At 66.9% G+C, this 13,782-nt stretch carries 12 protein-coding genes and 2 pseudogenes; 5 read left to right on the plus strand and 9 right to left on the minus strand.

What is annotated here, in order from left to right; genetic code table 11:
- Positions 1–8: 8 nt before the first annotated feature.
- The 5 genes from GPA27_RS06065 to GPA27_RS06085 all read right to left on the minus strand — a co-directional run bounded on the left by GPA27_RS06065 (position 9) and on the right by GPA27_RS06085 (position 7,000).
- A complete protein-coding gene (locus tag GPA27_RS06065; protein ID WP_169138574.1) occupies positions 9–2,381 on the minus strand; it encodes an efflux RND transporter permease subunit in 2,373 nt (790 codons plus the stop codon).
- 41 nt (positions 2,382–2,422) lie between these two features.
- A complete protein-coding gene (locus GPA27_RS06070; RefSeq protein ID WP_169138576.1) occupies positions 2,423–3,475 on the minus strand; it encodes a WD40/YVTN/BNR-like repeat-containing protein in 1,053 nt (350 codons plus the stop codon).
- A gap of 195 nt (positions 3,476–3,670) precedes the next feature.
- On the minus strand, positions 3,671–4,537 hold the full coding sequence (locus tag GPA27_RS06075; protein ID WP_169138578.1) for a VOC family protein: 867 nt from the start codon (positions 4,535–4,537) through the stop codon (positions 3,671–3,673).
- A gap of 45 nt (positions 4,538–4,582) precedes the next feature.
- Positions 4,583–5,659, minus strand: coding sequence for an FAD-binding oxidoreductase (locus GPA27_RS06080; RefSeq protein WP_169138580.1), 1,077 nt, complete (start codon positions 5,657–5,659; stop codon positions 4,583–4,585).
- Between the two features lie 51 nt (positions 5,660–5,710).
- A complete protein-coding gene (locus tag GPA27_RS06085; protein WP_256222804.1) occupies positions 5,711–7,000 on the minus strand; it encodes a Rieske 2Fe-2S domain-containing protein in 1,290 nt (429 codons plus the stop codon).
- 473 nt (positions 7,001–7,473) lie between these two features.
- Here GPA27_RS06085 and GPA27_RS29465 point away from each other — a divergent pair.
- Positions 7,474–7,826, plus strand: a pseudogene (locus GPA27_RS29465) (cupin domain-containing protein); the annotation flags it as partial.
- Here GPA27_RS29465 and GPA27_RS06095 read toward each other — a convergent pair.
- Complete coding sequence (locus GPA27_RS06095; protein ID WP_256222806.1) at positions 7,761–7,961, minus strand: hypothetical protein; 201 nt, start codon at positions 7,959–7,961, stop codon at positions 7,761–7,763. The pseudogene GPA27_RS29465 and the gene GPA27_RS06095 sit on opposite strands and share 66 nt — an antisense overlap.
- Between GPA27_RS06095 and GPA27_RS06100 the strand changes: the two genes are divergently transcribed.
- From GPA27_RS06100 to GPA27_RS06115, 4 genes and pseudogenes are all read left to right on the plus strand, one after another.
- Complete coding sequence (locus GPA27_RS06100) at positions 7,954–8,442, plus strand: helix-turn-helix transcriptional regulator (RefSeq protein WP_256222808.1); 489 nt, start codon at positions 7,954–7,956, stop codon at positions 8,440–8,442. The genes GPA27_RS06095 and GPA27_RS06100 overlap by 8 nt on opposite strands.
- 172 nt (positions 8,443–8,614) lie before the next feature.
- Positions 8,615–9,499, plus strand: coding sequence for a hypothetical protein (locus GPA27_RS06105; RefSeq protein WP_169138584.1), 885 nt, complete (start codon positions 8,615–8,617; stop codon positions 9,497–9,499).
- 9 nt (positions 9,500–9,508) lie between these two features.
- Entirely contained in the window at positions 9,509–10,723 is a 1,215-nt protein-coding gene (locus tag GPA27_RS06110; RefSeq protein WP_246260965.1) for an OmpP1/FadL family transporter, read from the plus strand.
- 23 nt (positions 10,724–10,746) lie between these two features.
- Positions 10,747–11,154 (plus strand): annotated as a pseudogene (locus GPA27_RS06115) (flavin reductase family protein); the annotation flags it as partial.
- 159 nt (positions 11,155–11,313) lie between these two features.
- Here GPA27_RS06115 and GPA27_RS06120 read toward each other — a convergent pair.
- The 3 genes from GPA27_RS06120 to aroC form a co-directional block, all read right to left on the minus strand.
- Positions 11,314–12,048, minus strand: coding sequence for a winged helix DNA-binding protein (locus tag GPA27_RS06120; RefSeq protein WP_211164857.1), 735 nt, complete (start codon positions 12,046–12,048; stop codon positions 11,314–11,316).
- A gap of 53 nt (positions 12,049–12,101) precedes the next feature.
- Entirely contained in the window at positions 12,102–12,689 is a 588-nt protein-coding gene (locus GPA27_RS06125) for a winged helix DNA-binding protein (protein ID WP_169138586.1), read from the minus strand.
- A 61-nt stretch (positions 12,690–12,750) separates the two neighbouring features.
- The gene (gene aroC, locus GPA27_RS06130) at positions 12,751–13,722 is read right to left on the minus strand and encodes a chorismate synthase (RefSeq protein ID WP_169138588.1); all 972 of its coding nucleotides are present in this window, start codon (positions 13,720–13,722) and stop codon (positions 12,751–12,753) included.
- Positions 13,723–13,782 lie beyond the last annotated feature (60 nt).

Genomic DNA, 13,782 nt, shown 5'->3' on the forward strand with positions numbered 1-13,782 from the left:
CCGAACGCTCAGTGGGTCTGCACGGCCGGCACCATGCCCGCGAGCACGGGCCGCTCGCGCTTGCCGAAGATGAATTCGGGCCGGAACACGTAAATCACGGACGGCATCACGAAGAGCGCCGACATCGCCGAGATGCCGAGCCAGATCGCCATCAGCAGGCCCATTTCCGCCTGGAACTTGAGGGAGGACGCCCACCACAGCAGGGTGCTGACAATCAGCACGCTGGCGGTCACCACGACCCCCATGCCCGCCGAGTGCATCGCGACGGTGATGGCCCGCTCCGGGCTGCTGCCGGCGGCGATCTCCTCCTTGATACGATCGGCGATGTAGAAGGCGTAATCGACGCCCAGGCCGATGCCGAGCGCGGCGACCGGCACGGTGTTGATGTTCATGCCGATGCCCTTCCACGCCATGAAGCTGAAAGTCAGCGTGTTGGAGATGATCACCGGCACCATGAACAGCATCCCCGCCACGGTGGAGCGGTAGACCACCGTGCAGATCACCACCAGCACCAGCAACGCCAGCGCCACCGCCTCGATCTGGCCGGACAGGATCACCTCGTTGACCGCCGCCATCACGCCGATCAGACCGCCCGCCAGTTGCCAGCCGCCCTGCGCGAGCGGATTGGCGGCGATGAATTCCTTGACGCGCGCGACCGCGGTACGGATCGTCTCGCCCTTGCGGTCGCGGAAGAGCAGCGTCACCGCGCCGTTCGCGTACTGGCTGTCGACGAAGCGGTCCATGTCGCCGGGCTCGGATACCGAATCGAGCACCGCCATCAGGCTGCCGTTGGTCCCCTGGCTGTCGCCCAGCTCCTCGTAGCGCGGATTGCCTTCGCGCAGCGTGCGGCTCACCACGGGCAGCACGTCGGCGATCGAGATCGAGCCGCCGATCTCGGGCTGCGCTTCCATGAAGCGCTGGAAGCGGTTCATCGTGGTCAGGATCTCGTTCTTCTTGACGAGATCCGCCTGCCCCTCCGCGCCGAGCACGACGAACATCCGGTCGGCGCCCTGGAAGCGGGCGTTGATCGCCGCCGCGTCCTGGTTGTATGCCGAATCGCCCCACAGGATCGGCGAGCCGGGATTGGCATCGCCGATCTTGAGGTTGAAGGCATAGAGCCCCGAGACCAGCATCACGATGGTGCTGCAGCCGATCACGACAAAGCGGAAGCGCGAAGTCGCCATCCAGACGCCGAGATCCAGAATCCGGCGCAGGGGGGGTGCGAGGTCCAGTCCATGCACCGTGCCATGCGGCCGCCGGATGAAGGACAGCATCACTGGCGTCAGGATCACCGCGCTGATCGTCAGCGTGGACACCCACACCACCGACAGCACGGTGAGCTTCTGCAGCATCGGGATCGGACTGAGCGCCACCACCGCCATGCACGCCGCGTCGGCGATGACGCCGAGCATACCCGGCCGGAACAGGTCGGCCAGCGCGACTTTCGCGGCATGCCGTGCGCACTCTCTGCCCTTCGCGATGCTTTCCAGTTCGTCGTCGAAGCGATTGACGATCTGCACCGAGTGCGAGACCGCGCGCGACGTGATCAGCATCGCAACCACGATCACCAGCGGCTCGAAATGAATGCCCAGCAGGCGGCAGATCCCCAGCGCCCAGACCGCGCTCACAACGCCGGCCAGGAAGGGCAGCAGCACGCCGCGCCAGGTGCGCAACAGCACGAAGAGCATCGACAGGGTCACCGCCAGGGCCGCGGCAACCAGGTTGATGGTCTCCGGCACGTAGTGGTTCACCCAGCCGTAGAGGATGGGATCGCCGACCACGCGGACACGCACCGAATCGTCCGCGACGCCGCCCACGAGCGTGCGGACTTCCTCGAAGACCTTGGCGTAATCCACGTCGCGATCGATGAAGTCGACGGTGATCAGCGTCGCCTGCAGGTCCTTCGACACGTAGGGGCCATAGACGAGCGGATTGCGCAGCACCGCCTCCTTGAGCGCCGCCATCGCCTCGGGCCCGTCGGGCAGATCCGGCCACATCAGCGGCGTCGTCGCGATACCCTCGGTCGAAGCCTGCACCTCCTTGAGTTTTTTCGAGGCGAGCGAGGTGATCTGGTACGGATTGACCGCCGACACCTCACGCAGGCCCAGCGTGACCGTGCGCACCTTGTCGAGCAGCGCGGGAGTGAAGATGTCGCCCTCCTTCGCCTCGAACATGATCGTGACCATGTTCGAGCCGCCGAAGGTGTCCTTGAAGCGCTCGTGGGTCTGCACGTACTCGTGCCGCGAGGGCAGCATGTCCTCGAATACGGTGCGCACCTCGATGCGCAGCGCAAACCAGCCCAGCACCAGGGTCAGCACGGCGATCACGCTCACGAGCCAGGCGCGCCGGTGGATACAGAATTCCGCTATGCGTTCGATCATTTTTTATGTCTCTCTGTAGGGATCAGGTCGGGATCGAGCGGCTAGCGCACGAGGGGCTGCCAGCGGGCCCCGTCCCAGCGTCCAACGCCGGCCCCGGCGAACCACAGCTCGCCGCCAGCCGGCAGCACACGCGTGTGCCAGGAAAGGTCGCGCTCATCGACGCGCCCGGCGCTCCAGGTCTTCGCGTCGGCCGGCGCGCTGACCCAGCGCCCCAGCACGCCGGCGCCGACCCAGCGGCCGCCCGCCTCGTCCCACGCGACGTCGAGCAGGTGGTCGTGGATGCCGGTCTCCGCGCGGCGCCAGCTCTCGCCGCCGTCCTCGCTCGCGAGCACCACGCCGTCGAGGCCGACGGCGACGCCATGGCGGGCGTCGCGGAAGGCAATCGCCATCAGCGAGGTCTCCACGGGCGCGGCGGCCTCACGCCAGCTCGCGCCACCGTCGTGGCTCACCAGCATCCGCCCGAACTCGCCGACCACCCGCAGCTCGCCGGCGCCGAGCAGCGCGACGTCGTTCCACGCGACGTCTTCCTCTGCGCGCAGCCGGCGCCAGCTCGCGCCGTAGTCGTCGCTCGCGAGGATCGCCCCCATCTCGCCCACGACCACGGCGCGGCCCCCTTCGGCCACGCGTACGCGGGTCAGCTTGTTGGCGACCTCGGAACGGGGCACATCGCTCGCCGGCGTCCAGATCCGGCCGCCGTCGTCGGTCGTGACGATCACCCCGTCGTTACCGACCGCCACGCCATGCTGTGCATCCCACGCCGCGATGTCCTGCAGCGTCCGGCCCGTGCCGCTCGCCTGCAGGCTGAGGCGCCCATCCGGTGCGACCGCGACGATCTTTCCGCCCGACCCGGCGAGCCACACCCAGCCGCCACCGGGCGCTGCCACGCCGTAGAGGTGATCACGCGCCTCCAGCACCGGCGGCTGCACCGTGTTGCCGACCGCCGCGGGCTTGACGAAGAGCCCGGCCCACAGCAGCCCGCCGATGATCAGCCAGGGCACGACGGAGCTCGTCACCTTCAGCGCCCGCCCCGCGAGCCCCGGCCCGCGCTGTGCCGGGGGCTGCGCCAGCCTTAGCAATTCGTTGTTCCTGTCCATGAAAACTCCATCTCGACAGCAGGTTCTCTCCCCCGGGCAGGCCGCCACGTCGCGACCTGCCCGGAATGGATCGAAGAAAAACGCGCAACCGCGACGCGACCACGCAAACGGACTGACCGGAAGACAGCCCGGGAGGAAACAGCCTCGGTATGCGGGACCGGGCGACGCGACCGCGCCGCCGGCCCCGCGCACCGCCTACGCCGCCAACGTGTGCCCCCACAGGCCGGGCGCGTTGAAGACCTTCACGTCCCAGTCCCGGTCGTCGACCTCGACGCCGCCGTAGCCGTACTCGATGGCGAAGCCGGACTCGGTCCTGATGTAGAAGGACGTCATCTGGTCGTTGGTGTGGCGCCCCAGCGTCATGACCATCGGGATCTTCATCTGATGCACCATGTCGTACGCGCGGCCGACATCGTCGAGCGAGCCGACCTGCAGCATCAGGTGGTTGAACTGCCCCGGCACCATGCCGAAGCACGGGTTCATCAAGGCCAGCGTGTGGTGGCGCGGATTGCAGTGCAGGAAGGTCGCCTCGGCCTCGTCCCAGAAGATGTAGTCGGAGAGGCGGAAGCTGAAGTGCTCGGTGTAGAAGCGGGTCGCCGCCTCGCGGTCGCTACTCGCCAGCACGACATGCCCCAGGCCGAGGTCGCCGGTCACGAAGCCCGAAATCGCCCGGCCGGGCTTGAAAGGCTGCTTCTCGACCAAGGCACCGAAGTACAGCTCGATGCGGATGTCGTCCGGCCCCTTCAGGTGGATCATGTCCAGCACCGCCCGCTCCTCGCGCTCGGCCGCGGTCGCACGCGTCACCTCTAGGCCCTTGCGACGCAGCTCGTCCTCCGCCGCGCGCAGCGCATCCAGCGATTCCACCTCCAGCCCCATGTACGCGAGCGACATCCTGTCGGCGGCGTAGAAGGCCATGCGGTGATGGCGCTCGTCGACCCGCGCATAGAGCCGGTTGTCGTCGCGCCTGACTTCCGCGCCGCAGACCTTGCCCAGCACGTGTTCGAGCGCATCGAGCTCCACGACGTTGACGCCGGCGTATCCCAACTGAGTCACATTGATCATGTCAAAAACCGTCCCTGAATGAAGGATTGACGTACGGAGGCCGCGTCAGGCCGCGCTGGCCGAGAAGTGCTCGGCGTGGATGTTTTCCGGCAGGACGCCGAGGCGCTCGAGATGCGCACGGGCGGACTCGATCATCGGCGGCGGGCCGCACAGGTAGGCGACCGCCGTCGCGGGATCGCTGATGTCCGCGGCCGAGATCACTTCCACCGGATTGCCGACGAGACCGCGGTAAGCCTCGCCAGGATTCGCCACCGCAACCTTGACCTTCAGCCCCGGGAGCCAAGCGGCCCGTACGTCCAGTTCGTCGACGTAGAACAGGTTGTCTTCGCTCGCGCAGCCGAAGCTCAGCAGCACCTTGGGCTTGCGTCCGGCGCGCATGCGGATGTCCTCGAGCATGCCGAGCATCGGCGCGAGGCCCGTGCCGCCCGCGATCATGATGTGCTGCCCCTTCGCCTCGCGCAGGTAGAACATGCCGAACGGTCCTTCGAGCTCGATCAGGTCGCCGGCGCGTGCCCGCGAGCGCAGGTAGTCCGACATCACTCCCGCGTCGAGCACGCGCAGCAGCAGCACCAGCTCGGGCAGGTCCGCCACCGTCGAGGCCATCGAATAGGAACGCCATTCCTCCGTCCCCGGCACCTGCACGCGCACGTACTGGCCGCTGCGGAACTCCAGGCCCGCGTCCTTGGGCAGGCGCAGGGTCAGGCGCACGACGTTGCTCGCCACCCAGGCCGCATCGGCGACCTCGGCCGTGCAGCGCGCCGGGCCGGGCTCGTCGAGCACGCTGCTGGGGTAGTCGAACTGCAACACTGCATCGCTGTCGCAGAACGACGTGCAGGTCAGGCGAAAACCCTCCGCTGCCTCGCTCGGTAGCAACGAGGTGCCGCGCGCGGTGCTCATCCGCACCTTGCCGGACGCGACCCGCGTGACGCAGGTGCCGCAACTGCCTGTCAGGCACTGGTGCACGAGGCGCACGTCGTGCTCCTTCGCTGCGGCAAGGATCGTCTGGTCCGGCCGCACCGGGAAGGCATGCTCGACCCCGTCGGAAAACCGCACGGTGACCGAACGCACATCCACCTCGCAGACCGCCGTGTCTTCCATTTCTTCTACTTCTGCATTCATCATGGTTTCGTCTCCACCACCCCGGGGCACCGCGAGGGCGCCCCGGGACATGCCTCACTCGCCCTTGGTCTTGCGGTAGCTGCCTGCCGCCGGCCCGCGGATCTCGGCGAGCACATTGCTCGCGCCCTTCACCACTCCCGCAACGCCCCGCGGCTTCGCGGCGATCCCGCGGTTGTAGCGGGACGCGACCTTGCGCCAGGTGATGATCGAGTAGTCCATGTCGCCCAACTGCTCGTCCGTCCAGCCCGTGCCGTCGGCATAGAAGTTCTGCATCGCGTCGCGGGCGAACAGGTCGCAGTCGTTGAAGCCGTGCAGCGCCATCGGCTCGTAGAAGTTCTTGAAGCGGTACTCGAAGCCCTTCACGTCCTCCTCGGTCGGGCAGCGCTTGACCAGCACTTCCCAGTACTCGTAGGTGTCGTCGGTGATCGGCACGTACCACTCGTACTGCACGACGCCTTCCTCCGGCCAGTTCTCCACCATCAGCACGCCGGGCAGGAACATCGAGGTGCGGAAGTACTTGGGCACCGTGCCGGAGGCCTTGACGCCGAGACGCTCATTCACGAGCACCGGCTCGTAGTTCTCGGTGAAGTACATGTTGATGAAGCCCTTCGGGCCGTCCTCGTCCTCGATCAGCTGCGTCGCCTGGTCGGTCAGCGGCTTGATGCCCAGCGGGACGGCCCAGTCCTTGGCCTGGACGATCGTGCAGTCCTTGTGGATCAGCAGGTGGCCCGCGTCGAAGCCGTTCTCGCAGGCGAGGCGCCAGTTGGCGTAGCCGGTGCGATGCACGCCCAGCGCGACGGCATCCTTGTCGAGCATGCTCGGGGTGTCCGGCCAGAAGGGATGCGGGAAGCGCTCGTTGTTGTCCGGGAAGCGGATCGGCAGGTCCTGCGCGAGCGGTGGCACGTCCTCGTCCCAGTCCTCGCTGCGCACAAACACGAAGACGATCCCGTTCACCTCTTCCACCGGGAAGGTCGGGATCCCGGTCGTGCCGATGATCTCGTCGTCGGGCGCGGCGACGATCGACACCAGCTCGCCGGTCTCGATGCTGAACGTGAAGCCGTGGTACCAGCAGGTGATCGTGTCCTCGGTCAGGCACATCGGCTTGGCCGACAGCTTCACGCCACGGTGCAGGCACTGGTCCTTCAGCGCATAGACCTTGCCGCGCGAGCGGCGCAGGACGATCGGCACGCCGCAGATCTGCACGCCGATCGCGCCGCCTTCCGGCACCTCCTGCGAAAAGCGCGCGGGATACCAGTGATTCAGGAAACCCCACTCGGCTTCCGCGTAGGGGGCATAGAGGCGCCGCGCCGCGGCGTCGTTGGCCTTCTTGACTGTCCGTTTCATGTCCATCGTTTTGTCTCCGTCTAAACCGCTTCTTGATCGATCACACCCATGCCGGTCGGCTCCCGCCCGGCGCCGGAAATGCCCGGCCACGACAAAAATATCGTTGATGATGAATTGAAAGTCAATTTATTTTCACGTTAATTTTAGTTGTAATGCAGTGCACGATCAGTTGATAACTCATCAACAAGCTTGATTTCCGTACCGAAACGGCACGCGCAAATGCCGTGCGGAAGAAGGTGTTGTGCGCTGCATCCCGGTCCGGAGAGGCGCCCGCAGGGGGGCATCGAGGGCTCCGCACCGGGCGGGAGCACGTGCGCCGCGGGGCGTGCCCGAGACGTGTTGGGGCGCTGGCGAAGCAGCAGAAGTTGACGAACAGGGGAAATTGATTATTACTTTGCAATCGATTGATCTTCAATCGACAAAACAACAAACAAAGTCATCCGCCCCGAGGAGACACCCCATGGAGACACCCCATGGAGACACCGCTATCGCACGCCCCGACAGGCTTCGATCTCTTGCAGTCCGGACACCTGGAGGAGACACGGCAACTCGTCGCAGGCGTGTTCTGCGATCACCGCCTCGATCTCGTCCGGCCCGGCCGGTCGCTCGCCTATCGGCACCAGCACGCGCACATCGGACGCGTCGGGTTCAGCCTGATGAGCTACGGCGCCGAGGTGTGACACCCGGGCCGCTCAGGTCCTTCTTCCTCGTGCAGATGCCGCTCGCCGGCCACGACCTGATCCGCATCGGACGCGAGACGCTACACAGCGATGCGGGCTGCGCCACGGTGCATTCGCCGGACGACGACCTCGGCGTGCAGTGGAGCGGGAACTGCCACAAGATGGTCGTGCGCTTCGAGCGGGAAGCCCTGGAGTGCCGGCTCGCCGTCGCGCCCGCGGGCACTGCGCTTCTGCTCGACGATGGACGTGCGCCGGGGCGCGGGCGAAGCATGGATGCGCACGACGCGAAACGTCCTCGATACGCTTCGGCGTACGCCTGCACTGCTGCAATCGCTGCTGATCCGCACCCAGTTCGAACAGATCCTGCTGACGACACTGCTCGAATGGCAACCCGGCAGCCTCAGCGAGTCGCTGCGCAGCGACGCACGCGAGGTGCTGCCACGCCACGTGCGGTTCGCCGAGGACTACATCCGTACCCATGCGGACGAGCCGATCACGATCGAGCTCCTGACCGGGCTCACAGGCGTGAGCGGCCGCACGCTCTACAGCGGATTCCAGAAGTTCCGTGGCATCACTCCGATGCGCTATCTGCGCGATGTGCGGATGGAGCACGCGCGAAGCGATCTGCAGGATCCCGCCCGGCCACACAGCGTGACCGAGGTCGCGACGCGCTGGGACTTCTTCCAGCTCGGGCGCTTCGCGTCGGAATACCGCAAGCGCTACGGTGAATGCCCCGCGACGACGCTCCGCCGCACGAGCTGACCGAGGCACAGCCGCCACAAACGCAGTCCCCACAAAACCTCTCACCTTCACTTTTCTGCACTAACTGGACAGGCGATGCACTGACCGCATATTCCCGACCAAGCGCTTGTCGCACATTGCGTTCGCCCTTTACGAAAAGGGCTCCCAACAACGCAAGACGGAGCGACAAGAAATGCGCAAGATCACGATCATCGGCGCCGGCCAGGCCGGCCTGCATCTCGGCATCGGCCTACTGTCCAGGGGTTTCGACGTCACGGTGGTATCCAACCGGACGGGGCGCGACATCGCCGCCGGCAAGGTGATGTCGAGCCAGTCGATGTACGACATGGCGATCGGCTACGAACGGGAACTGGGGCTCGCCCTGTGGGACGGCGCCTGCCCACCGATCGAAGGCGTGCACATGCGCGCGGGAACGCGCGACGGCACGACGATGATCGACTGGCGCTCACGCATGCGCGCGAGCGGGCAGTCCGTCGACCAGCGCATCAAGATGCCGGTCTGGAGCGACGTCTCGACGCCCGCCGAGCACCTGACGCTCGCGAACGAACTCATCCGCGAATTCTTCCCGTGGGAAGCGCCGCGCTGCGAGAAGCTACGCCTCACCGACGACAACGGCATTCTCGTCGGACGCATCACGCCGACGGTGAGGAAGCCCGTCGGCACCCTGCCCTCGGGACGCCAGGTGCTCGGCATGGCCGACGTGCTAGTGCTCAACGATCCGATCACCGGGCAGGGCTCGAACAACGCCGCGAAGTGCGTGAAGGTCTATCTCGACGCGATCCTCGAACAGGGCGCGCGCCCCTTCGACGCCGACTGGATGAGCGCGACCTTCGAGCGCTACTGGGACTACGCGCAATGGGTCGCACGCTTCACCAACACCCATCTGCTTCCGCCGCCGCCCCAGGTGCTGAAGGTCTTTGCCGCCTGCGGCGAAAACCCGCGCCTGGCTGCACGCGTCGCCAACGCCTTCGACGACCCGAAGGGCCTCGCGCCGTGGTACTACGACCCGGTCGAGGCCGACCATTTCATCGACTCCTTCGCCGTTGCGGCGGCGTGAGGAGCGTCGATGAAAATGCCAACCTCCTCGCACCGACCCTCGCATCGCACCACCCTCGTCGCCACGCTGATCGCCTCGGGCTGCTCACTCGCTGGCTCGGCGCTCGCCACCCAGGGCACCTTCCCGCACGGCTACGGCGTGAAGTCGGAAGGCATGGGCGGCGCCGGCATCGCCCTCGCGCAGGACGGGCTTGCCGGCGCGACCAACCCGGCCGGGATGGTCGAGGTCGGCAATCGCCTGGACCTCGGCGCCGCCTTTCTGAAGGTGGACAACGGCTCCCGTTTTGGCAGCACACGCTTCGACGGCAGCGCCGACAAGAGTCTCTACGTGATCCCCCAGCTCGGCGCGAACCGCATGCTCGACGACGCGAGCGCGATCGGCCTGTCGGTGGTCGGCAACGGCGTCGGCACGGCCTACCGCCACAGCGACGACATCGGCGGCCTGCGCGGACCGCGGTCGGAACTGAAGCAGATGGTCGCGACCGCCTCGTACGCGCGCAAGCTCGACGAGGCCAACGCGATCGGCGCCGGGCTCGTGCTCGCCCGCCAGGTGCTGACGATCCACGGCCCCGGCGGACTGGGTTTACCCGAGGGGCGCGACGAATCCTACGGCGCCGGGGTCCGCCTCGGCTGGACCGGCCATCTCGGGTTCGGCCTGTCGCTCGGCGCCGCCTACGCGAGCCGGATCCGCATGTCACGCATGGACGAATTCCGGGGCCTGCTGGCCGAGCACGGCGATCTCGACGTGCCGGCGAACTACGGCGCCGGGATCGCCTGGCGCATCGGCGCGACGACGCTTGCCGTCGACTACCTGCGCATCGAGTGGAGCGACGTGCGCTCGCTAGGCAACCCGGGCGTCACGAGCGCCGACGGGCCGCCGGGCAGCCGCGAGGGCCCGGGCTTCGGCTGGCGCGACCAGTCGGTGTGGCGCGTGGGCATCGCACATGCCGTGACGGACGCACTGACGCTGCGTGCGGGCTACAACCACGGCACCAAGCTCCTCGATCCGCGCGACGGCTTCCTCGGCGTCCTGGCGCCCTCGGCCAACCGGCGCCACGCGACGCTCGGCGCGAGCTATGCACTCGCGAAGGGCACCGAACTCTCCGTCGCCTACGCCCGCTCCTTCAAGGAGACCGTTCACGGGCAAGGCCCCGCACCGGACGGCATCACCGACCTGTACATGGGCCAGCACTGGCTGTCGGTCGCATACGGGGTGCGCTTCTGAGCGCCCGCAAGGAGAATCCGGCCATGATCGACACCCTGGAACTACGCCAGGCGCTCGGGCAGTTCGCGACCGGCGTCACCATCGTCACGACGCTGGACGCCGACGCACGCCCGATCGGCGTCACCGCCAGCAGCTTCAACGCGGTCTCGCTGACGCCGCCGCTGATCCTGTGGAGCCTGGGCAAGAACGCTTTCAGCCACCCCGCGTTCGAAGCGGCGAGCCACTTCTGCGTGCATGTACTGAGCAGCGCGCAGCGCGAGCTGTCGGACCGCTTCGCGCGCGCCTCGGGCGCGAAATTCGAGGGCCTGGCACTCGGGCGCGGCTTCGGCGGAAGCCCGCTGCTGCCCGGCTGCGCGGCGACCTTCGAATGCGCGACCGAGCACCGCTACGACGGCGGTGACCACCTGATCCTCGTCGGACGCGTGCTCAGGCTCGCCACGTCGCCCGTCCGAGATCCGCTGCTCTTCTACCAGGGGCGCTATGCCGGGCTGGCCTTCCCACCCCTGTATGCGACGAGGCGAGCGCGACTGCCGCCTGAGAAGATCCCGTCCGGTCACCGCGGCAGCCGCCGGCCGGTGACCGGACGCCCCTTACTCCGCGGACTTTGCAGCCGCCTTCGTGGCGGCTTTCGTCGATGCCTTGCCGGTCGCCTTGCTTGCCAACCCTGCTGCCGCTTTCGTCGCCGCTTTCGTCGCCGCTTTCGCCGACGTCTTTGCCGGAGCCTTCGCCGGCGCTTTCACCGCCTTCTTCGCCTGCTCGTCCGTGACGCTGACATACGGGTTGTAGGTCGCCGACACCCGCATCGCCTCGTCGTAGACGCCGCTCAGCATGCTGATCAGCCGGCTCGCCTCGGACAACTTGCGGTCGATCGCCTCGATCGACTTCGTCTGCTCGGTCAGCACGAGCTGCCGGAAGTGCGCGTACTGGCTGATCAGCTCGCGTCCCTTGTCGGTCACGTCGTAGGTGAAGACCTTGCTCCGCCCCTCGCGGATCTTCACGACGAGCTTGTAGCCGACGAGTTTCCGCAGGCTGTACTGGATGTTCGTCACCGAGTCGGTATTCGTCTGCCGGGCCAGCAGGCCGACGGTCTTCGGCGTGTCCTGGAGCCCGATCACGTGCAGCAGGATCAGCTCCGAAAAGGACAGCTCGGCAAGCCCCGAGATGTGCGCGATCTGCATGCAGTAGCGCTCGAAGGCCTGGAAGAAGCGCAGGACCGACCACTCGAACTCGGTGGTCACCGCCTCGTGGTGCGTCGCGCCAAGGTGCCAGACGCGCTGGGTAATCGGCGTCTTCGGTTGCGCAGAGCTCTCTTTTTCTTGGGTCATGTTCGTTCAAGTCGCGGCCCGGGAAATGCCGGAGCCGACTTCCAATGCAATGTCTATTCGTCGGACGACGTGTCGAGCGCCATGTATCCCGTCGACACCCGTCCCGCTTCGTCATAAAGGCCGATCAGCATGCTCACCGTCTTGGCCGTGAAGAGCAGCCGCGCCTCGCCGTTCTCGAGCTGCGCGATCTGCTCGATCAGCAACTGGCGGCGGATGTTGGCCACCTCGTCGCAGACCTGGCGCCCCTTGTCCGTGACTTCGACGTTCGAGTTCTTCCCCGCGCCGTCCTTCGCCTTCTGGACGAGCTTCAAGCCCATCAGCTTGCGCAGGCTGTACTGGATGTTCTGCACGTCGTCGCGGTTGAGCAGGTTCGCGATCATGCTCGCCGGCTTGGCCCGGTCGTGCAGGCGCACGATGTGGAGGATGGACATCTCCGGGATGCTTACGGTTGCAAGACCCAGCATGTTGAGCGCCTGCCGGTTGTAGCGATCGAAGGCTTCATGCCAACGCAGCATCGCCCACTCGAACTCCGTCGTCGCCGCTTCGAGCGACGTGAGGGCCAGATGCCATCCGGTCACCGCGGGACCGACGTTGGCAAGGGTCGGCTCCTCCCCGGGAGTCCATTTTGCATTCACTGTCATGGGCTAAATTTCCTGATCTCAGACTCTGTCGAACGCCAGCGCGCCGGCCAATGGTAGCGACTTAGCCCCCGCCTGTCAGTGCGCCGGCTTGCACTGCCCGCTCCCGCAGCATCACGTCCGCCAGCCCCAACCAGACCATCGCTTCGAGGATCGGCACCGCCCGGATCCCCACGCAGGGATCACGCTTGCCGCGCGTCAGCAGCACGGCCGGCCGCCCGGCCTTGTCGATCGTCCGGCGCGGCAGATGCACGCTGGGCGTCGGCTTGACCGCGACGCGGATCTGCAATGCGTCCTCCGCCTCGTCGAACTCCACCGCCTTCACCGCATTCACGCTCATCAGCGCCTTTCCGAGCAGGCCACGCCACGCTGGCGCCCGGTCTGCGAGCGCCTCCGGCAAAGCGAGCGTGAGGGCGACCTCCGCGCCGACGGAGTCGCCGCTCTCGCGATAATCGGCCAACAGGGCCTCCACTAGCGGCTCAAGCCGCGCATCGGCAACGAACCGCGGGCTCGCCGCGAGATCCGACGCGTCGCGGAAGGGCAGCTCCAGCGAGCCGATCCGGCTCAGCCATCCCCTGACCTCGACCCCGTAGCGCGGCCCCAGCCAGGCCGACGCGATCGCTCCCGCCGCCACCCGCACCGCCGTTTCCCGCGCCGACGCGCGCCCGCCGCCCCGATGGTCGTTGATGCCGTACTTGTGCCAGTACGTGTATTCCGCATGACCCGGCCGGAATAGCTGGTCGAGACGGCTGTAGTCGATCCAGCGCACGTCCCGGTTGCGGATCAGCAGCGCGATCGGATGCCCGGTCGTGCGCCCCTCGAAGACGCCCGACAGGATCTCCACCTGATCGGGCTCGCGGCGCTGACCGAGGGCGGCGACTACGCGCGGCCGGCGCCGATCGAGCGCCCGCTGGATGCCAGCCGCATCGATCGGCAGTCCCGGCGGGCAGCCGTCCACGATGCAACCGATTGCCGGGCCGTGGCTTTCGCCGAAGGACGTCACCCTGAAGAGCTTGCCAAAACTGTTTCCCGCCATGGATGCATTATGCCATGTCTTTTGATGTATTTTCTATTGAATTTTAGTTGACAGTACATC

Source organism: Aromatoleum toluolicum (genome assembly GCF_012911005.2).
GTDB classification, from domain to species: Bacteria; Pseudomonadota; Gammaproteobacteria; order Burkholderiales; family Rhodocyclaceae; genus Aromatoleum; species Aromatoleum toluolicum.

What these genes read in the sequence shown, in the direction of transcription:
- GPA27_RS06065 (WP_169138574.1), bottom strand. Translation starts at nt 2,381, where the DNA reads ATGATCGAACGCATAGCGGAATTCTGTATCCACCGGCGCGCCTGGCTC.
- GPA27_RS06070 (WP_169138576.1), bottom strand. Translation starts at nt 3,475, where the DNA reads ATGGACAGGAACAACGAATTGCTAAGGCTGGCGCAGCCCCCGGCACAG.
- GPA27_RS06075 (WP_169138578.1), bottom strand. Translation starts at nt 4,537, where the DNA reads ATGATCAATGTGACTCAGTTGGGATACGCCGGCGTCAACGTCGTGGAG.
- GPA27_RS06080 (WP_169138580.1), bottom strand. Translation starts at nt 5,659, where the DNA reads ATGATGAATGCAGAAGTAGAAGAAATGGAAGACACGGCGGTCTGCGAG.
- GPA27_RS06085 (WP_256222804.1), bottom strand. Translation starts at nt 7,000, where the DNA reads ATGAAACGGACAGTCAAGAAGGCCAACGACGCCGCGGCGCGGCGCCTC.
- GPA27_RS06100 (WP_256222808.1), top strand. Translation starts at nt 7,954, where the DNA reads ATGCGCACGACGCGAAACGTCCTCGATACGCTTCGGCGTACGCCTGCA.
- GPA27_RS06105 (WP_169138584.1), top strand. Translation starts at nt 8,615, where the DNA reads ATGCGCAAGATCACGATCATCGGCGCCGGCCAGGCCGGCCTGCATCTC.
- GPA27_RS06110 (WP_246260965.1), top strand. Translation starts at nt 9,509, where the DNA reads ATGAAAATGCCAACCTCCTCGCACCGACCCTCGCATCGCACCACCCTC.
- GPA27_RS06120 (WP_211164857.1), bottom strand. Translation starts at nt 12,048, where the DNA reads ATGACCCAAGAAAAAGAGAGCTCTGCGCAACCGAAGACGCCGATTACC.
- GPA27_RS06125 (WP_169138586.1), bottom strand. Translation starts at nt 12,689, where the DNA reads ATGACAGTGAATGCAAAATGGACTCCCGGGGAGGAGCCGACCCTTGCC.
- aroC (WP_169138588.1), bottom strand. Translation starts at nt 13,722, where the DNA reads ATGGCGGGAAACAGTTTTGGCAAGCTCTTCAGGGTGACGTCCTTCGGC.